Source organism: Curvibacter lanceolatus ATCC 14669, from assembly GCF_000381265.1.
GTDB lineage: Bacteria > Pseudomonadota > Gammaproteobacteria > Burkholderiales > Burkholderiaceae_C > Curvibacter > Curvibacter lanceolatus.
Genome location: NZ_KB906264.1, coordinates 66,489 through 83,423, shown reverse-complemented (window position 1 = coordinate 83,423; position 16,935 = coordinate 66,489). Strand labels below are relative to the sequence as shown.

Genomic DNA, 16,935 nt, shown 5'->3' with positions numbered 1-16,935 from the left:
CATCATAGCCCGAAGTAATGGGCCAAATCGGCCACCTGCAGGCCCAGGGCCTCCAGGGTGCAACCCTCGTTGAAAATCACCGCGTCGGCGCAGGCCAGGCGTTGCTCGCGGCTGGCCTGCGCCGCCATGATCGCCAGTACTGCTTCACGACTGAGGCCACTGCGTTGCTGGACCCGGCGGATCTGGGTTTCGGGCTGGCAATCGACTACCACCACACCATCGAGTTCGGCGGGCCAGCGCTTGGATTCGACCAGCAGCGGGATGTCGTAGACCACCAAGGGCGCACCCGCCGCTTCATGTGCCGAGGCTTCGGCCTGCAGGCTCTGGCCGACCAGGGGGTGGACAATGGCTTCGAGTCGGGCTCGCGCATCTGGCTGACTGAAGACCAGTGCCCGCATGGCATCGCGGTCCAGAGCGCCATCCGCCGTGATCACGCCGAGGCCAAAGTTGGCCTCGATCGCGGGCATGGCCGCACCGCCGGCTTGGGTCAGTTGACGGGCCACGGCATCGGCATCAATCACGCCCGCGCCATGACCCGACAGCAGTTTGGCCACCGTGCTTTTGCCAGAGCCTATGCCTCCGGTCAATCCGAGGTGCCGGACCTTGCGGCGGGCCAGTGGCATCACGTTCAGCCCCCGATCCAGCCCAGCAGAACGGCTTGCAGACGGTCTGGTCCCCAGATCATGGCCGCAAAGCCGGCGCCTGCCAAAAAGGGGCCGAACGGGATGTAGCCCCCCTCGCGCAGACCGCTGGAGAACTTCAGGGCGATGCCGATCACGGCGCCGATCACGGATGAGATCAGGATGATGGGCAGCAGCGCCGGCCAGCCGAACCAGGCACCCAGGGCGGCATAGAGTTTGAAGTCGCCATACCCCATGCCCTCTTTGCCGGTGAGAAGCTTGAAGCCCCAGTAGATCAGCCACAGCGACAGATAGCCCGCCACAGCGCCCCACAGCGCCGTGCGCAAGTCCACCTGGGTCCAGCCCGCTGCGGCCGCGATCAGGCCTGCCCACAACAAGGGGAGGGTCAGATCATCAGGCAGCAGCGTGGTGTCCCAATCGATCATGGCCAGCGCCAGCAGGGTGGCGGCAAACCCGCACCAGGCCAGCGTGCTGAAGCTGATGCCCCAGCGCTGGGCGCACAAGGCGAACAGGCCTGCCGTGGCGATTTCGATCAGGGGGTAGCGCGGGCTGATGGCGGTCTTACAGGCCTTGCAACGCCCGCGCAAGGCGACATAGCTCAATACGGGGATGTTCTCGTACCAACTCAGGGTGTGTCCGCAGGCCTGACAACGCGAGCGGGGCACCATCAGATTGAAGGTTGGGGCCTGTGTCGCAGGTGTTTGCCCCAGGTGCTCAGCGCAGTCGCGGTCCCATTGGGCCTCCATCATTTTGGGCAGTCGGTAGATGACGACATTCAAAAAGCTGCCGAACAGCAAGCCCACCAGACCCACCCAAACGGGGTCCCAGACACCAAACCAAGTCATCAAACCACCTGCCCCAATTTGAAGATAGGCAGGTACATCGACACAACAATGCCGCCAATGATGGTGCCCAGAACCACAATGATGATGGGTTCCATCAGGCTGGAAAGGCCCGCCACCATGTCGTCGACCTCGGCCTCGTAGAAGTCGGCTGCCTTGCCCAGCATGTGGTCGATGGAGCCGGATTCTTCGCCGATGGCGCACATCTGCAACACCATGGACGGAAACACGTTGGCGTTGGTCATGGCGGCCGTCAGGCTGGTGCCGGTCGAGACTTCCTGCTGGATCCGTTCGGTGGCAATCGCGTAGACCGAGTTGCCTGATGCGCCCCCCACCGAGTCCAGGGCTTCCACCAGAGGCACCCCGGCGGCAAACATGGTGGACAGCGTGCGTGTCCAGCGCGCAATGCAGGATTTGTTGATCAAGTCACCAAAGATGGGGATGCGCAACATCAGGCGGTCCATGGCCATCTGCATTTTTTCATTGCGCTTCCAGGACTGCATGAAGAAGTAGCCGCCACCACCCATCAGCCCGAAAATCAGCCACCACCACTGAACAAAAAACTCGCTCATGGCAATCACGAAAAGGGTGGGGGCGGGCAGGTCGGCTCCAAACGAAGAGAACACCTGCTTGAAGGCCGGAATCACGAAGATCATGATCACCACGACCACGACAAAGGCGACGATGATCACCGAGATCGGGTACATCAAGGCCGACTTGATCTTCGACTTGATCGCCTCGGTCTTTTCCATGTAGATCGCCAGTCGGTCCAACAGGGACTCCAGGATACCGGCGGCCTCGCCGGCTTCGATCAGGTTGCAGTAGAGGTCATCGAAGTACATCGGGTACTTGCGAAATGCCCCACTCAGCGAGGTGCCGGTTTCCACGTCGGAGCGGACATCGTTGAGCAACTTGGTGACGCTCGGGTTGGCATTGCCGCGGCCGACGATGTCGAAAGTCTGCAGCAGAGGCACGCCCGCCTTCATCATGGTGGCCAGTTGGCGGGTGAACAGTGCGATGTCCTTGGGCTTGATCCGCTTGCCCGAACGCATCTTGCGCTTCTTGATCTTGGTCGGGAAGACGCCCTGACGACGCAGCGATGCCTTGACCTGATTTTCGCCGGCCGCACGCAATTCGCCGCGCACGGCTTTGCCGTTGCGGTCCTTGCCCTCCCACTCGAAGACAAACTCTTTGATGTCTTTTTTTGTGCTTGCCATTGGCTTGTCGCTTCGGTTTATTCGTTCGTCACGGCCAGTACTTCCTCCAGCGAGGTCAAGCCCATTTTTACTTTGTACAGCCCGGATTCACGCAGGCTGCGCACCCCTTCACGGCGGGCTTGCTCGGCAATTTCCAGTGCGCTGCCATCGCGCAGGATGATGCGCTGGATTTCCTCCGAAATCGGCATGACCTGGTAGATGCCAACCCGCCCTTTGTAGCCGTTGTTGCAGGCTGAGCAGCCCACGGGCCGGTAGGACACCCAGCTGCCGTCCAGTTCATCTTCCCGAAAGCCGGAGTCGAGAAGCGCTTCGCGCGGAATGTCGGCTGGTGCCTTGCAGTTGGGGCAGAGTCGCCGCGCCAGACGCTGAGCCGTGATGAGAATGACGCTGGATGCGATGTTGAATGGGGCGATGCCCATGTTGCGCATCCGGGTCAGTGTGGTGGGGGCGTCGTTCGTGTGCAGAGTCGACAGCACCAAGTGGCCCGTCTGGGCGGCCTTGATGGAAATGTCAGCCGTCTCCAGATCGCGGATTTCGCCGACCATGATGATGTCCGGATCCTGCCGCAGGAAGGATTTCAAGGCTGCCGCGAACGTCAGGCCGGCTTTCTCGTTCACGTTGACCTGGTTGACGCCTGGAAGGTTGATTTCCGAGGGGTCTTCAGCCGTGGCGATGTTCACCCCCGGCTTGTTGAGCATGTTCAGGCAGGTGTAGAGCGACACCGTCTTGCCCGAGCCGGTTGGCCCCGTGACCAGAATCATGCCGTAGGGGCGCCCGATGGCATGGAGCAAGCGCTCCTTCTCTTCGGGTTCGTAGCCCAGGGCTTCGATGCCCAGCTTGGCGCTGCTGGGGTCAAGAATACGGATCACGATTTTTTCGCCGAACAGAGTGGGCAAGGTGCTGACCCGGAAGTCAATCACCCGATCGGCCCCGATCTTCAGCTTCATGCGACCGTCCTGAGGCACCCGCTTCTCGGAGATGTCCAGCCGAGAGATCACCTTGATTCGAGAGGCCAGCTTGTCTTTGATGGCGATCGGTGGGGTGGAAATTTCCCGCAATTCGCCGTCGATGCGAAATCGAACCCGGTAATAGTGTTCGTATGGCTCGAAGTGCAAATCTGATGCACGCATGTTGAAGGCGTCCAGCAGCATCTTGTGCAGGAACTTGACAATCGGGGCGTCTTCAACTTCGGCGCTGTTGGTTTCGGCCACATCCTCCGTGATGAGTGGCTCGTCTTCGAACTGGAAGTCACCGCCACCGATGATGGTGTCCATGGCCTCAGCCGCAGAAGTGGTCGTGGCCTCGACCATTTTGGACAGTTTGTCGTACTCAGCAATGATCCAGTCGACGCCCATCTGGGTCGAGAACTTGATCTTTTCAACCACCTCCTGATCTGACGGGTCGGCGGTCGCGATGATCAGGCGATTGCTGCGCTTGCTGAGTACCAGAATCCGATAGGCTTGGCAGATCTTGGGGTCCAGCAGGTCTTTGGGCAGGCGCTGAGGATCAATGGCGTCCAGATCCAGCAAGGGTGCGCTGAATGCCTGTGACATCGTGTGGGCCAGATCAGCTGCGGACACGGCACCCGAGCCCATCAACTCGACAATGAAACTGGTGCGTTGTGCCAGCGCCTTCTGGTAGATGTCCTCGGCAGCTTTTTGGGCCAATTTGCCCGCTGTGATCAGTGCCCGCCCCAATCCGGGCAGCGCAACGGATGACGATTTATTGGCTGGTTCAACAGCGGCCATGAGGCGGGTGAGGGATGCTCAGAATGAAAAAATGCATCCTATCATCGCTCAGGAGCAACTGTCTGTAAATGAAACGTACCGAGGGGAAGTCGTGGCAGAAAGCTGCCAGAAATGTGCAATATGTTTGATCATGGTCGGGGTGAGAGGATTCGAACCTCCGGCCTCTACGTCCCGAACGTAGCGCTCTACCAGGCTAAGCTACACCCCGACTGTCAAACAGTGCTTCAATGCATGAAGCGCAGTGATCTCAATGTCTCTTCAGGCTTGTCGCCATCTTTCAATTCCGACGCTGAAGTAATTGAGCCGCTAATTGTAGCAAACCTTCGGTGTAAGAATTTGAAGGAAGGGCACTCAAGGCAGAAATTGCGCGTTGCGCTTCGGTGGCGGCGGCCTGTTGGGTGGCTTCCAGTGCGCCGGTGCTGCGCACGATTTCGATGATCTGGGGCAGCTTTTCGGTTTCGCCTTGTTCGATGGCGTGGCGGATGGTGGCGGCTTGTTCGGGCGTGCCGCGCTGCATGCCGATGATCAAAGGCAGTGTCGCTTTGCCTTCGCGGAGGTCGTCGCCGATGTTCTTGCCCATTTCGGCGGTGTTGCCGGCGTAGTCCAGCACATCGTCGATGACCTGGAAGGCGGTGCCCAGGGCTTGGCCGTAGGTCGCGCACGCCTCTTCAATGTGGCTGGGGGCCTTGATCAGGATGGCGGCCAGGCGTGCGCTGGCTTCGAAAAGCTTGGCGGTCTTGGATCTGATGACGCGCAGATAGGCCCCTTCGTCCAGCGAGGCGTCGTGCATGTTCATCAATTGCAGCACTTCGCCTTCAGCGATCACGTTGGTGGCGTCAGCCAGGACTTCCATCACCCGCATGTCATCGGCGTCCACCATCATCTGGAAGGCACGCGAGTAAAGAAAGTCACCCACAAGGACGCTGGCCGGGTTGCCGAAGGCCTCATTGGCGGTGGCGCGGCCCCGGCGCAGGGTGGATTCGTCCACCACATCGTCGTGCAGCAGGGTGGCTGTGTGGATGAATTCGACGACCGCGGCCAGATTGTGATGCTGTGTGCCTTTGTAGCCCAGGGCGCCCGCCATCAACAGGAGCAGCGCCGGGCGCAAACGTTTGCCGCCGGCTGCAATGATGTACTGAGAAATCTGCCCGACCAGGGGCACGCTCGAGTTGAGTCGGTGGGCGATGACCTTGTCGACTTCACCCATGTCGAGGGCGATCAATTCGAGGGCTTGGGAGGCGGATGCGGTGGGGGCGGTCAAGGTGGCGAGCTCTTTCAAGTTGCGAAATTATAGGAAGGGCGTGCAATGCGCCTTGCCTGCACTTGAGCATGCTGAGGGCCCCGCTTGTCAGTGGCTGACTTTCTTGCTATAGTTTCGGGCTCTGCGGAATTCTCCGGCGGAGCTTCAATTCAAAGAGGTTTACATGTACGCGGTCATAAAAACCGGCGGCAAGCAATATCGCGTTGCTGCTGGCGAAAAAATCAAAGTAGAACAGATTGCTGCGGACGTAGGCCAGGAAATCGTGATTGACCAAGTTCTGGCTGTCGGCAACGGCGCTGAACTGAAGGTTGGCACGCCCCTGGTGTCCGGCGCAACCGTCACGGCAACTGTCGTGGCGCATGGCAAGCACGACAAGGTTCGCATCTTCAAGATGCGTCGTCGTAAGCACTATCAAAAGCGTCAAGGTCACCGTCAGCAGTTCACTGAACTGCAAATCGGCGCGATTGCAGGCTAAGGAGAACGGGTCATGGCACAGAAAAAAGGCGGCGGCTCTACGCGAAACGGGCGCGATTCCAAGCCCAAGATGCTCGGTGTGAAGGCCTTCGGTGGCGAATTGATCAGCGCTGGCTCGATCATCGTTCGTCAACGTGGCACTCGCTTCCATGCTGGCTCCAATGTCGGCATCGGCAAGGATCACACTCTGTTTGCTCTGGTCGAGGGCCATGTGTCCTTCGCTACCAAGGGCGCGCTGAACAAGCACACGGTCAACGTGACGCCCGCAGCCTGAGTCTGACGGCGCGGTCACTCAGCGACCTGTCGAAGCCCCGCTTGGTCGGGGCTTTTTTCGTTGGGTCCCCATTTTTCTAGACTGGACATGACATGAAATTTGTTGATGAAGCCTATATAGACATTGCTGCGGGCGATGGCGGGAACGGTTGCGTCTCGTTTCGTCATGAAAAGTACAAGGAGTTTGGCGGGCCCAATGGCGGCGATGGCGGGCGCGGTGGTCACGTCTATGCCGTGGCAGATCCCAACCTCAATACCCTGGTCGATTTCCGCTACTCCCGCCGGCACGAAGCCCGGCGTGGCGAGCACGGCATGGGATCGGACATGTTCGGTGCAGCGGGTGACGACATCACCTTGAAGATGCCGGTTGGCACCATCATCACCGACGCGGAGACGGGTGAAGTCCTGTACGAACTGTTGGCACCGGGTGAGACCATCACGATCGCCAAAGGTGGGGATGGGGGCTTTGGGAACCTGCGCTTCAAGAGCGCGATCAACCGGGCGCCGCGTCAAAAGACGCCGGGTTGGCCGGGTGAGAAGAAGAGCCTCAAGCTGGAGCTCAAGGTGCTGGCCGATGTGGGTCTGCTCGGCATGCCCAACGCCGGCAAATCGACGCTGATTGCCGCGATCTCGAACGCTCGTCCGAAGATTGCTGACTACCCCTTCACCACACTGCACCCCAATCTGGGTGTGGTGCGCGTCGGCCCCGAACAGAGCTTTGTGGTGGCCGACATCCCGGGTTTGATCGAGGGCGCTTCCGAGGGTGCTGGCTTGGGGCATCTGTTTTTGCGTCACTTGCAGCGCACGCGTCTGCTGCTGCACGTGGTGGATCTGGCGCCCTTTGATGAGGCCGTTGATCCGGTTGCTCAGGCCAAGGCCATTGTGGGTGAACTGAAGAAGTACGATCAGGCGCTTTATGAGAAGCCGCGCTGGCTGGTTCTGAACAAGCTGGACATGGTGCCGGAGGACAAGCGGGCTGCCTTGGTCAAGGATTTCGTCAAGCGTTACAAGTACAAGGGCCCGGTTTTCGAGATCTCTGCGTTGACGCGTGAAGGTTGTGAGGCCTTGATCAAGGCGATCTATCAGCACGTGAAGGCGCAGCAGGTCGCCGAGCAGGCCCCGGTCGAGGTGGATCCGCGTTTCGCCGAACCCTCTGATTCCTGAATGTTCCTGTGCCCTGGGGCCGGTATGGCTGGCCGATGCTGAAATGACTGCTAAAAATGAATCACGGGTGCTGGCGGATGCCCGCCGCATCGTCGTCAAGGTGGGCTCCAGCCTGGTGACCAATGAAGGGCGTGGACTGGACGAGGCTGCCATCAGTGAGTGGTGCCGTCAGTTGGCTCAACTGGTTCTGTCCGGGCGCGAGGTGGTGATGGTGTCCAGTGGTGCCATTGCCGAAGGCATGAAGCGCCTGGGGTGGCCTGTTCGCCCCAAAGAAGTGCATGAGTTGCAGGCCGCCGCTGCGGTGGGGCAAATGGGCCTGGCCCAGATGTATGAGACCAAGTTGCGTGAAAACGGCCTGGGCAGCGCCCAGGTCTTGCTCACACACGCAGATCTGGCTGATCGCGAGCGGTACCTGAATGCCCGCTCCACCTTGCTGACCTTGCTGCGTCACCGCGTGGTCCCCGTGATCAACGAGAACGATACGGTGGTCAACGACGAAATCAAGTTTGGTGACAACGACACCCTGGGAGCATTGGTGGCCAACCTGGTGGAGGCCGATGCGCTGGTCATCCTGACTGATCAAAAAGGCTTGTACACGGCGGACCCGCGGCGGGACCCTGCCGCGCAGTTTGTGCATGAGGCGCGTGCCGGCGATCTGGCCTTGGAGGCCATGGCGGGGGGCGCCGGTTCCAGCATCGGCAAGGGGGGCATGATCACCAAGATCCTGGCTGCCAAACGTGCGGCGGGCTCGGGCGCTTCCACCGTGATCGCCTGGGGGCGCGAGCCTGACGCGCTGGTGCGGCTCACCCAGGGGGAGTCGATCGGAACCCTGTTGGTGGCGCAGACAGCCAAGAATCAGGCCCGCAAGCAGTGGATGGCCGACCACCTGCAGATGCGTGGCGCCGTGGTGGTGGATGATGGTGCGGTGGCCAAGTTGCGCGACGAGGGCAAGAGCCTCTTGCCCATCGGCATGACGGCGGTCGAGGGGGAATTCTCTCGGGGCGATGTGATTGCCATCAAGGACTCATCAGGGATCGAAGTGGCCCGCGGCTTGTCGAACTACGCGAGTGCCGAGGCTCGCCTGATGTGCCGCAAGGCCTCTGCCGAGATCGAGCGCCTGCTGGGCTATGTGGCCGAGGCTGAAATGGTGCACCGGGACAACCTGGTGCTTCACCGTTGATCTGCATCGGCTGGCCCCAGAAAAAATCCGACCGGGTCAGGGTCGGATGGTCTGGAATCAGTGCTTGTTGATCGGGTCAAGTTGCAGGCCCGAATGACTGGGGTGCATCGGCCTGGGTTCCGGTTCAAAGCTGGCCCCAGGGGGCAGTTCATAGCTGCCCGAAGGTGGCAGTCTCGACATGTGGTTGTCCGATCCGCCCTCGTTGTCCCGGGTGCGCATGCCGCCTCTCAGAAAGCGGTTGCGCGGTTCCGGTCGCGGCAGGTAGCGTGCCAGTTCAGTCAGAGCCATCTCGTAGACGCCGCGCTTGAACTCCACCACCACATCGAGCGGTACCCAGTAATCGTTCCAGCGCCAAGCATCAAATTCTGGGTGGTTGGTGGCCCTGAGGTTCAGGTCCCAATCGTGTCCCAGCAGTTGCAGCAGGTACCAGATCTGCTTTTGGCCCTTGTAGTGGCCTCGAGCGTCTCGCCGAATGTACCGGTCTGGCACCTCATAGCGCAACCATTCCCGCGTTCGGGCCACAATTCGCACATGCTCCGGATGGAGCCCCACTTCTTCGTGCAATTCCCGGAACATGGCCTGCTCAGGGCTTTCGCCACGATCAATGCCACCTTGAGGGAACTGCCAGCTGTGGGTCCGGATGCGCTTGCCCCAGAACACCTGGTTTTTATGGTTGAGCAGGATGATGCCGACGTTCGGCCTAAAGCCGTCCCGGTCAAGCATAATCAAACCCCAAATTTTTAAACTGAGTCCATTATGCACGGCACCGCACGTGTCACAAGAGGACTTCTCTTGAACTTTCCGCATTCCCCCAGATGAAAGCCTCCCAATTCTTCATTTCCACCCTCAAGGAAGCGCCTGCCGATGCGGAGGTCGTCAGCCACAAACTGATGACCCGAGCTGGCATGATCAAGAAGCTGGGGGCCGGTGTGTACAACTACATGCCCATCGGCTTGCGTGTCATCCGAAAGGTCGAGGCCATCGTGCGCGAAGAGATGAACCGGGCCGGCGCCGTCGAGGTGACCATGCCGGTGGTTCAGCCTGCCGAGCTCTGGCAGGAGACCGGTCGCTTCGAGAAGATGGGCCCTGAGCTGTTGCGCATCAAGGACCGCCATGACCGCGACTTCGTGATTCAGCCCACCTCCGAAGAAGTGGTCACTGACATTGCTCGCCAGGAATTGCGCAGCTACAAGCAGTTGCCCAAGAACTTCTACCAGATCCAGACCAAGTTCCGTGATGAGCGCCGTCCGCGCTTCGGCCTGATGCGCGGTCGCGAGTTCATCATGAAGGATGCCTACAGCTTCGACCGCGACCAGGCGGCGGCCAAGGCCAGCTACCAGGTCATGGCCGCGGCCTACCGGCGGATCTTCGATCGTTTCGGCCTCACCTACCGTGCCGTGGCCGCCGACAGCGGTGCCATCGGTGGCGACCTGAGCGAAGAGTTCCAGGTGATCGCCGCCACGGGCGAAGACGCCATCGTCTATTGCCCTGACAGCGACTACGCCGCCAACATCGAAAAGGCCGAGGCCCTGGCACCGGCGGGCCCTCGGCCCGCAGCCGCAGGCGCGCTCACCAAGACCGCCACCCCGGGCAAGAGCACCTGTGCCGATGTGGCCGAGTTGCTGAATGTTCCCTTGGCGACCACCGTCAAATCCCTGGTGCTCGCCACCGACACGCTGAACGAACACGGCGAGATCACACGCAGCCAGATCTGGCTGCTGCTGTTGCGCGGCGACCATGACATGAACGAAGTCAAGGTCGGCAAGCTGCCGGGCATGGAAGGCGGCTTCCGCTTTGCCACCGTGCCTGAGATCGAAGACCACTTTGGCTGCAAGCCCGGCTACCTGGGCCCGCTGAACCTGAAGAAGCCCGTCAAGGTGGTGGCCGACCGCGAAGTGGCCGTGCTGGCCGACTGGATTTGCGGTGCCAACGAAGTCGACTTCCATATCACTGGCGTGAACTGGGGCCGCGACCTGCCTGAGCCCGAGCTGGTGGCAGACCTGCGCAACGTGGTGGCGGGCGATGCCTCGCCCGACGGCAAGGGGGTGCTGGCCATCGAGCGTGGCATCGAGGTGGGGCATGTCTTCTACCTGGGCACCAAGTACTCGAAGGCCATGAATGCCACCTTCCTGGGTGAAGACGGCAAGCCGGCGTTCTTCGAAATGGGCTGTTATGGCATTGGCGTCACCCGCCTGCCTGCCGCGGCCATCGAGCAGAACCACGACGAGCGCGGCATCATCTGGCCCGATGCGATTGCCCCGTTCACGGTGGTGATCTGCCCCATCGGCATGGACCGCAGTGCCGAGGTCAAGGCGGCCGCCGAGCAGTTGCATGCCGACCTGCTGGCGCTGGGGGTGGATGTGCTGCTGGACGATCGGGGTGAGCGCCCTGGCGCCATGTTCGCCGACTGGGAGCTCATCGGTGTGCCGCACCGCGTGGTGCTGTCGGACCGGGGCCTGAAGGAAGGCCAGGTCGAATACCAGCACCGCCGTGACACGGCCGCCACCAAGATCGGGGCGGCGGATGTGCTGGCGCACCTGAAGGAACGACTGGCTCTGTGAGCGTTGCGCAGGGTTGAGGATGATGGCATGTTGATTTCAAGGCGAAAAAGCCTGGCCGCCCTGGCCGCCGGGCCTTCTCTGTTCTTGTGGTCTGAATCGGCGCGTGCCGGAGCCCAGGCGGAAGAGCCCCTGATTGACTCCGTGCGCACGGCCTTGAGTTCGGCGGTGGCCCAGCAGGCACCGCCCGTGCCTGAGTTCGTCGATACCGATGGTCGCCTGGTCTACCTGCGCTGGCTGGCGGCCATGAGCGACCGCCTCTGGCGCCGCAAACCGGAGTGGCTGGTGCGCAAGGAGTTCCTGCAGACGGTCTGGTACGAAAGCCGTCGGGCCGGCCTGGACACCTCCCTGGTGCTGGGCCTGATCGAGGTGGAGAGCAACTTCCGCAAATTTGCCGTGTCGCCTGTGGGGGCCCGTGGCTACATGCAGGTGATGCCTTTCTGGACCCGTGTGATCGGCGATGGTGACCCGGGCAAGCTGTTCCATCTGCAGACCAACCTGCGCTTTGGCTGCGTGATCCTGCGCCATTACCTGGACCGTGAGCGGGGCGATCTCTACATGGCCCTGGGCCGCTACAACGGCAGCCGCGGCAAGCCGCAGTACCCCGATGCCGTGTTCGGGGCCCAGCGCCACTGGGTGTTCGCCGACCCCGTCAAGTCGCCCGCCCAGGCCTGAGGGGCGCGTAGCGCCGGCACTGACTCATGCCGGCCCCACGGGGGGCAGGCGCGTGACCATCACCTGATCAATGCGGTAGCTGTCCACATCCATCACCTCAAAGCGAAAGCCCTCCCAAATCACGGCATCGGTGCGCTTGGGAATGCGCCGCAGCATCTCCATCAGAAAGCCCGCCAGAGTGTCGTACTGGTCGGCGTGGGGCAGGCTGTCCAGCTCAAGTGCCCTCTGTACGTCGGCGATCGGCGTCATGCCGTCGATCAGCCAGGAGTTCTCATCGCGCTGCACGATCAGGTCTTCATCCTGCTGGTCCACCAGATCGCCCATCACCGTGCTCATCATGTCGTTGAGGGTCACCAGCCCCATCACCACGCTGTACTCGTTCACGATCACCGCAAAGTCTTCGTGGGCCTCCCGGAACAAGGCCAGGACTTCGCCCAGGCTGAGCCGGTCGGGCACCACCAGGATCTTGCGCAACAGCCCCTCGCTGGACAGGTCAAGTGGCAGGCCGTTGAGCACACGCTGGAACAGGTCCTTGGCGTCGACGTAGCCCAGCACCTGCTCCAGCCCCCCCTGACAGACCGGGTAGCTTGAAAACGGCTGGGCCAGGATGCGAGCCCGGATCACCGGCTCCGGGTCGTCCACCCTGAACCAGGCCATGCGCTCCCGCGGCGTCATGGTGCTGGTGACGCTGCGGCTGTCGAGTTCGAACACATTGGTGATCATCTGGTGTTCACGCTCGGCCAACAGGCCTGAGCGTGCGCTGGCCTCGGTCATGGCCAGGATGTCCGCCGGCGTGACGCGCTCGTCCCGGGCCGCCGGCAGGCCCAGCAACGAGAACAGGCGATCGGTGATGCGGCTGAGCAGCCAGACCAGCGGCTTGAGCAGGGTCATCAGGCCCTGCATGGGCGCGACCAGTCGAACCGCCACTTGCTCGGGCTCGTTCATGCCCAGGCGCTTGGGCAGCAGGTCGGCGAAGACGATGAACAGGGCGATGACCACGACGAAGGACAGCACGGCGCCGAGACTGGAGGCCGTTTCCCCCGGCAGCCAAAGGGTCAGCGCCTCACTGAAGAAGGGACTCAAGGCCCCTTCACCGACCACGCCCCCCAAGATGGCGATCGCGTTCAGACCGATCTGGACGAGTGTGAAATAGGGGCCGGGATGGTCCTGCAGGCGCAGCACCTGTTCGGCGCGCAGGTCACCCGCATCGGCCATCTGACGCAGGCGCAGACGGCGGGAGGCCGCCAGCGAGATTTCGGCGATCGAGAAAAAGGCACTGGCAGCGATCAAGGCCAGGATGAGCAGCAGACTTTGGCTCTGGGTCATGGAAAAGGCTTTGCAGCGGTCGGTGACCGCCGTGCCTCCAGTTTAGCGGCCGTGCGCAGCGCGGCCGCCTGCCTCACTGGACAAAGCCCATGCGAAGCCGCTGAGAGCCGCCGCGTGGCAAGTCATCCACCTGCAACTCGTCGCGCCCATCCAGGCGGGCGTTGCCAAAGCCCGTCATCAGGGCGCGTCGCATCTCCCGCGGGGCCAGTTCGGCCAACACATCGAGCACCGAGGCCGGGGCCTCGTCGGCGAAGCGCCGGCCCCAGTCGTGGCTGCCGCGGATCGACAGGTACAGCCGGCGGGCGATCTCTCGCGCCTGCTCCAGCGTCGGCGGCTCGATCTCGAACACATTCATGCGGTTGAGAATGGGCTCGGGAATGCCGCGCTCATCGTTGGCGGTGGTGATCCAGACCACGCGGCTGGCATCGATCGACACCTCGGCAAATTCGTCCACAAAACTACCGGCCGTGTCGTGTTCGAGCAGGCTGTAGAGCGCCCCCAGGGGGTCGTATTGCGCATCAGCGCTGGCCTTGTCGATCTCGTCGACGACGATGACCGGGTTGGCGTACTGACCCTCCACCAGGGCTTCAAACACCTTGCCAGGCCGGGCCCCCTTCCATTGGGACGAGGCGCCCGAGAGCAGCCAACCGGCGGTCATCGAACTCATCGGCACCAGCGACATGCCCGTGCCCAGCAGTTCGGCCAGTTGGCGGGCGAAATGGGTTTTGCCGATGCCCGGGGCCCCCAGCAGCAGCATGGGGGTCACCTCCAGGCCGTCGCGGCTGTCTTGAGACAGGGCCAGGTGGCGTTTGACGTCATCCAGCACCTCGGTGAAGTTGGGCAAGGCCTCATAAAGAGGCGCCATCTCGGGCACACCGCAGGGCCGCACCTCGAAGCGATCGGGGCCGCGCTCCAGCATGCGCTGGTAGGTGCTGCGCAAGGATTCATGTTCGCGCTCGCTGAGTTTGGCCAGCTTGCGTTCCACTTCAGCGGGCTCGAACACGCTGCGCATCTGGGCAATGGGCAGTTGGAACGTGGTCGAATGGGGGACAAGGCTGCGGGATTCCATGACGCTCTCCAGATCAGGACACACGCTTTGATTCAAGCACAAGCCATGCCCGGCCTCAAGCGCACACGCCCGGCCCAGATGCAGAAAAGCCACTGCAGGCAGTGGCTTTTTCGGGGAGTGCGTCGCGGGCTCAGCCGGGCTGGCCGCCCAGCACCTGTTGCAGCTCGCCCGATTCGTACATCTCCATCATGATGTCCGAGCCCCCGATGAACTCACCCTTCACGTACAGCTGCGGGATGGTGGGCCACTGGCTGTATTCCTTGATGCCCTGACGGATCTCCGGGTCTTCCAGCACGTTCACGGTCTTCAGGCTCTTGGGGTCGACGCCACAGGCCTTGAGGATCTGGACGGCACGGCCGGAGAAGCCGCATTGGGGAAAGCTGGCAGTGCCTTTCATGAACAGCAGCACGGGGCTGTTCTTGACCAGGTCATCGATGCGTTGTTGGGTGTTGCTCATGAAGTTTCCTCTTGGGGCTGGGCCCGGCGCGCAGCCGGCGATGGGGCGATTATCTCAGCCCTGGCCAGAGTCCGCCGGAGCAACGCTCAATGCCGGCGAGGTCTTTGCGGCTTTGCACCTGCTCGAAGCCCTGGGCTTGCAGCAGTTCGCGCACCGGGGCCGCCTGGTCCCAGCCATGCTCCAGCAGCAACCAGCCGCCGGCCAGCAAATGCGCCGGGGCCTGGGCGATGATGCGGCGCAGGTCATCCAGGCCGTCGGGCCCGCTCACCAGGGCCTGCAAGGGCTCGTGACGCAGGGCCGGCAGGTGGGGGTCGTGGTCGGCGATGTAGGGCGGGTTGGACAGCAGCAAGGCAAAGGGCGCCTCGCCCGCCAGCGGGGCGCACCAGTCGCCCTGCAGAAAGCGCACGGCCAGCCCCAGGCGCTCGGCATTGCCCTGGGCCACGGCCAGGGCGTCGGCGCTGGCGTCCACGGCGCTCACCTCGGCATCGCGGCGCTGACTGGCCACGGCCAGCGCGATGGCGCCGCTGCCGGTGCCCAGGTCGGCCACCCGGGGGCGGGGCAGGGGGGTGATCACTTCCAGGCCCCAGTCGACCAGGGTCTCGGTGTCGTTGCGCGGGTCCAGCACCCGGGCGTCCACGGCCAGGTCCAGGCCATAGAACTCGTGCCGGCCGGTCAGGTAGGCCATGGGCTCGCCCGCCAGCCGGCGGGCCACCAGGCTGGCCAGATGGGCTTGCTGGGGCGCCGTCAGCGCATCGGTGTCGTGGGCCATCAGCCAGGCGCGGTCATGCGGGGCCCGGGCCACGGCCAGCAGCACCAGCATCTGGGCTTCCAGCCGGGGCAGGCCCTGGGCCTGGGCCTCGCGCAAGGCGGTGGCCAGGGTGGTCGGCGCGCTCACGACAAGCCCACTTCCAGTTCGGCCAGCTGTTCGGCCTCATGGGCGGCGCGCAGCGCCTCCAGCACGTCGGCCAGGTCACCTTCCATGATGGCGCCCAGCTTGTACAGCGTGAGGTTGATGCGGTGGTCGGTCAGGCGGCCCTGCGGAAAGTTGTAGGTGCGGATGCGGTCGCTGCGGTCGCCGCTGCCGATCAGGCCCTTGCGCAGGGCGGCGTCCTTGGCGGCGCGCGCGCTGCGCTCCTTTTCCTGGATGCGGGCCGACAGCACCTGCAGCGCCTTGGCCTTGTTGCGGTGCTGGCTGCGGTCGTCCTGGCACTCGGCGACGATGCCGGTGGGCAGGTGGGTGATGCGCACGGCCGAGTCGGTCTTGTTGATGTGCTGGCCGCCGGCCCCGCTGGCGCGGTAGGTGTCGATGCGCAGGTCAGCGGGGTTGATCTGCACCGCCTGGGCTTCGTCGGGCTCCGGCAGCACGGCTACGGTGCAGGCGCTGGTGTGGATGCGACCCTGGGTCTCGGTGGCGGGCACCCGCTGCACGCGGTGGCCGCCCGATTCGAACTTCAGCGCGCCATAGACCTGCTCACCCTCCAGGCGCAACACCACTTCCTTGTAGCCTCCCAGTTCGCTTTCGCTGGCGCTGACGATCTCGGTGCGCCAGCCGGCGCGCTCGGCGTAGCGGGTGTACATGCGGGCCAGATCGCCGGCGAACAGGGCCGATTCATCCCCGCCCGTGCCGGCGCGCACTTCCAGAAAGGCGTGGCGGGCGTCATCGGGGTCTTTGGGCAGCAACAGGCGTTGCAGCTCGCTCTCCAGCTTGAGCAGTTCCTCGCTGGCGCTGGCGATCTCTTCGCGGGCCATGTCGGCCATGTCCGGGTCGGCCAGCATCTCGCGGGCGGTTTCCAGGTCGGATTCGCATTGCCGATAGCGCTGGTAGCGCCCGGCCACCTGGGTCACTTCGGCGTGCTCGCGCGACAGCGTGCGGTACTGCGCCATGTCGCCCATGATGTCTTCGCGCGACAGCAGAAAGTCGAGCTCCTCAAGGCGCGCGACATAGCGTTCAAGTTGCTGGCGTAGGAAGTCTTTCATGGGGCACTTTGCAAGGCCGCAGGCTGATGCATCAGAGGCGGCAGGCTGGAGAAGGGCTGCACCCGGTCAGGTG

General features: G+C 62.9%; 17 protein-coding genes and 1 tRNA gene. 6 read left to right on the top strand and 12 right to left on the bottom strand.

Going from position 1 to position 16,935, the window contains the following annotated elements; all coding sequences use genetic code 11:
* Nucleotides 1-2: 2 nt before the first annotated feature.
* The 6 genes from coaE to F624_RS0119875 all read right to left on the bottom strand — a co-directional run bounded on the left by coaE (nt 3) and on the right by F624_RS0119875 (nt 5,655).
* On the bottom strand, nt 3-623 hold the full coding sequence (coaE, locus tag F624_RS0119900; RefSeq protein ID WP_031255637.1) for a dephospho-CoA kinase: 621 nt from the start codon (nt 621-623) through the stop codon (nt 3-5).
* A gap of 5 nt (nt 624-628) precedes the next feature.
* Nucleotides 629-1,486, bottom strand: a complete 858-nt coding sequence (locus F624_RS0119895) for a prepilin peptidase (RefSeq protein ID WP_019576104.1) — start codon at nt 1,484-1,486, stop codon at nt 629-631.
* Nucleotides 1,486-2,700, bottom strand: a complete 1,215-nt coding sequence (locus F624_RS0119890) for a type II secretion system F family protein (protein ID WP_019576103.1) — start codon at nt 2,698-2,700, stop codon at nt 1,486-1,488. Before F624_RS0119890 ends, F624_RS0119895 begins: the two co-directional genes overlap by 1 nt.
* Nucleotides 2,701-2,717: 17 nt before the next feature.
* The gene (gene pilB, locus F624_RS0119885; protein ID WP_031255636.1) at nt 2,718-4,448 is read right to left on the bottom strand and encodes a type IV-A pilus assembly ATPase PilB; all 1,731 of its coding nucleotides are present in this window, start codon (nt 4,446-4,448) and stop codon (nt 2,718-2,720) included.
* A gap of 131 nt (nt 4,449-4,579) precedes the next feature.
* A tRNA-Pro gene (locus tag F624_RS0119880) sits at nt 4,580-4,656 on the bottom strand.
* A gap of 69 nt (nt 4,657-4,725) precedes the next feature.
* Entirely contained in the window at nt 4,726-5,655 is a 930-nt protein-coding gene (locus tag F624_RS0119875) for a polyprenyl synthetase family protein (RefSeq protein WP_084679574.1), read from the bottom strand.
* A 217-nt stretch (nt 5,656-5,872) separates the two neighbouring features.
* Here F624_RS0119875 and rplU point away from each other — a divergent pair, with 217 nt between their 5' ends.
* The 4 genes from rplU to proB all read left to right on the top strand — a co-directional run bounded on the left by rplU (nt 5,873) and on the right by proB (nt 8,800).
* Complete coding sequence (gene rplU / locus F624_RS34155) at nt 5,873-6,184, top strand: 50S ribosomal protein L21 (RefSeq protein ID WP_084461703.1); 312 nt, start codon at nt 5,873-5,875, stop codon at nt 6,182-6,184.
* Nucleotides 6,185-6,196: 12 nt separating this feature from the next.
* Nucleotides 6,197-6,457 (top strand): 50S ribosomal protein L27, encoded by a 261-nt coding sequence (gene rpmA / locus F624_RS0119865; protein ID WP_019576099.1) that lies wholly within the window; start codon nt 6,197-6,199, stop codon nt 6,455-6,457.
* Nucleotides 6,458-6,549: 92 nt separating this feature from the next.
* Nucleotides 6,550-7,620 (top strand): Obg family GTPase CgtA, encoded by a 1,071-nt coding sequence (gene cgtA / locus F624_RS0119860; protein WP_019576098.1) that lies wholly within the window; start codon nt 6,550-6,552, stop codon nt 7,618-7,620.
* Nucleotides 7,621-7,663: 43 nt separating this feature from the next.
* Nucleotides 7,664-8,800: a glutamate 5-kinase gene (proB, locus tag F624_RS0119855; RefSeq protein WP_031255634.1), complete on the top strand. Its 1,137-nt coding sequence runs from the start codon at nt 7,664-7,666 to the stop codon at nt 8,798-8,800.
* A 57-nt stretch (nt 8,801-8,857) separates the two neighbouring features.
* Here the strand turns inward: proB and F624_RS0119850 are convergent, their stop codons facing one another.
* On the bottom strand, nt 8,858-9,523 hold the full coding sequence (locus tag F624_RS0119850) for an RNA pyrophosphohydrolase (protein WP_019576096.1): 666 nt from the start codon (nt 9,521-9,523) through the stop codon (nt 8,858-8,860).
* Between the two features lie 92 nt (nt 9,524-9,615).
* Between F624_RS0119850 and F624_RS0119845 the strand changes: the two genes are divergently transcribed.
* Nucleotides 9,616-11,361: a proline--tRNA ligase gene (locus tag F624_RS0119845; protein ID WP_019576095.1), complete on the top strand. Its 1,746-nt coding sequence runs from the start codon at nt 9,616-9,618 to the stop codon at nt 11,359-11,361.
* Between the two features lie 27 nt (nt 11,362-11,388).
* Nucleotides 11,389-12,033, top strand: a complete 645-nt coding sequence (locus F624_RS0119840) for a lytic transglycosylase domain-containing protein (protein ID WP_019576094.1) — start codon at nt 11,389-11,391, stop codon at nt 12,031-12,033.
* Between the two features lie 24 nt (nt 12,034-12,057).
* Here F624_RS0119840 and paeA read toward each other — a convergent pair whose 3' ends face one another.
* The 5 genes from paeA to prfA form a co-directional block, all read right to left on the bottom strand.
* A complete protein-coding gene (gene paeA, locus F624_RS0119835) occupies nt 12,058-13,359 on the bottom strand; it encodes a polyamine export protein PaeA (protein WP_019576093.1) in 1,302 nt (433 codons plus the stop codon).
* Nucleotides 13,360-13,432: 73 nt separating this feature from the next.
* Nucleotides 13,433-14,428 (bottom strand): AAA family ATPase, encoded by a 996-nt coding sequence (locus F624_RS0119830; protein ID WP_019576092.1) that lies wholly within the window; start codon nt 14,426-14,428, stop codon nt 13,433-13,435.
* Nucleotides 14,429-14,558: 130 nt separating this feature from the next.
* On the bottom strand, nt 14,559-14,885 hold the full coding sequence (gene grxD, locus F624_RS0119825; protein ID WP_019576091.1) for a Grx4 family monothiol glutaredoxin: 327 nt from the start codon (nt 14,883-14,885) through the stop codon (nt 14,559-14,561).
* 49 nt (nt 14,886-14,934) lie between these two features.
* Nucleotides 14,935-15,780, bottom strand: a complete 846-nt coding sequence (gene prmC / locus F624_RS0119820; protein WP_019576090.1) for a peptide chain release factor N(5)-glutamine methyltransferase — start codon at nt 15,778-15,780, stop codon at nt 14,935-14,937.
* Nucleotides 15,777-16,862, bottom strand: a complete 1,086-nt coding sequence (gene prfA / locus F624_RS0119815) for a peptide chain release factor 1 (RefSeq protein WP_019576089.1) — start codon at nt 16,860-16,862, stop codon at nt 15,777-15,779. The genes prmC and prfA overlap by 4 nt, the downstream gene beginning before the upstream one ends.
* Nucleotides 16,863-16,935 lie beyond the last annotated feature (73 nt).

Excerpts from the sequence above, each read along its gene's own strand:
- proB (WP_031255634.1), top strand. The coding sequence starts at position 7,664 with ATGACTGCTAAAAATGAATCACGGGTGCTGGCGGATGCCCGCCGCATC.
- rplU (WP_084461703.1), top strand. The coding sequence starts at position 5,873 with ATGTACGCGGTCATAAAAACCGGCGGCAAGCAATATCGCGTTGCTGCT.
- F624_RS0119845 (WP_019576095.1), top strand. The coding sequence starts at position 9,616 with ATGAAAGCCTCCCAATTCTTCATTTCCACCCTCAAGGAAGCGCCTGCC.
- F624_RS0119895 (WP_019576104.1), bottom strand. The coding sequence starts at position 1,486 with ATGACTTGGTTTGGTGTCTGGGACCCCGTTTGGGTGGGTCTGGTGGGC.
- prfA (WP_019576089.1), bottom strand. The coding sequence starts at position 16,862 with ATGAAAGACTTCCTACGCCAGCAACTTGAACGCTATGTCGCGCGCCTT.
- F624_RS0119850 (WP_019576096.1), bottom strand. The coding sequence starts at position 9,523 with ATGCTTGACCGGGACGGCTTTAGGCCGAACGTCGGCATCATCCTGCTC.
- grxD (WP_019576091.1), bottom strand. The coding sequence starts at position 14,885 with ATGAGCAACACCCAACAACGCATCGATGACCTGGTCAAGAACAGCCCC.
- F624_RS0119840 (WP_019576094.1), top strand. The coding sequence starts at position 11,389 with ATGTTGATTTCAAGGCGAAAAAGCCTGGCCGCCCTGGCCGCCGGGCCT.
- cgtA (WP_019576098.1), top strand. The coding sequence starts at position 6,550 with ATGAAATTTGTTGATGAAGCCTATATAGACATTGCTGCGGGCGATGGC.
- paeA (WP_019576093.1), bottom strand. The coding sequence starts at position 13,359 with ATGACCCAGAGCCAAAGTCTGCTGCTCATCCTGGCCTTGATCGCTGCC.
- rpmA (WP_019576099.1), top strand. The coding sequence starts at position 6,197 with ATGGCACAGAAAAAAGGCGGCGGCTCTACGCGAAACGGGCGCGATTCC.
- pilB (WP_031255636.1), bottom strand. The coding sequence starts at position 4,448 with ATGGCCGCTGTTGAACCAGCCAATAAATCGTCATCCGTTGCGCTGCCC.
- coaE (WP_031255637.1), bottom strand. The coding sequence starts at position 623 with ATGCCACTGGCCCGCCGCAAGGTCCGGCACCTCGGATTGACCGGAGGC.
- F624_RS0119875 (WP_084679574.1), bottom strand. The coding sequence starts at position 5,655 with ATGGGTGAAGTCGACAAGGTCATCGCCCACCGACTCAACTCGAGCGTG.
- F624_RS0119830 (WP_019576092.1), bottom strand. The coding sequence starts at position 14,428 with ATGGAATCCCGCAGCCTTGTCCCCCATTCGACCACGTTCCAACTGCCC.
- F624_RS0119890 (WP_019576103.1), bottom strand. The coding sequence starts at position 2,700 with ATGGCAAGCACAAAAAAAGACATCAAAGAGTTTGTCTTCGAGTGGGAG.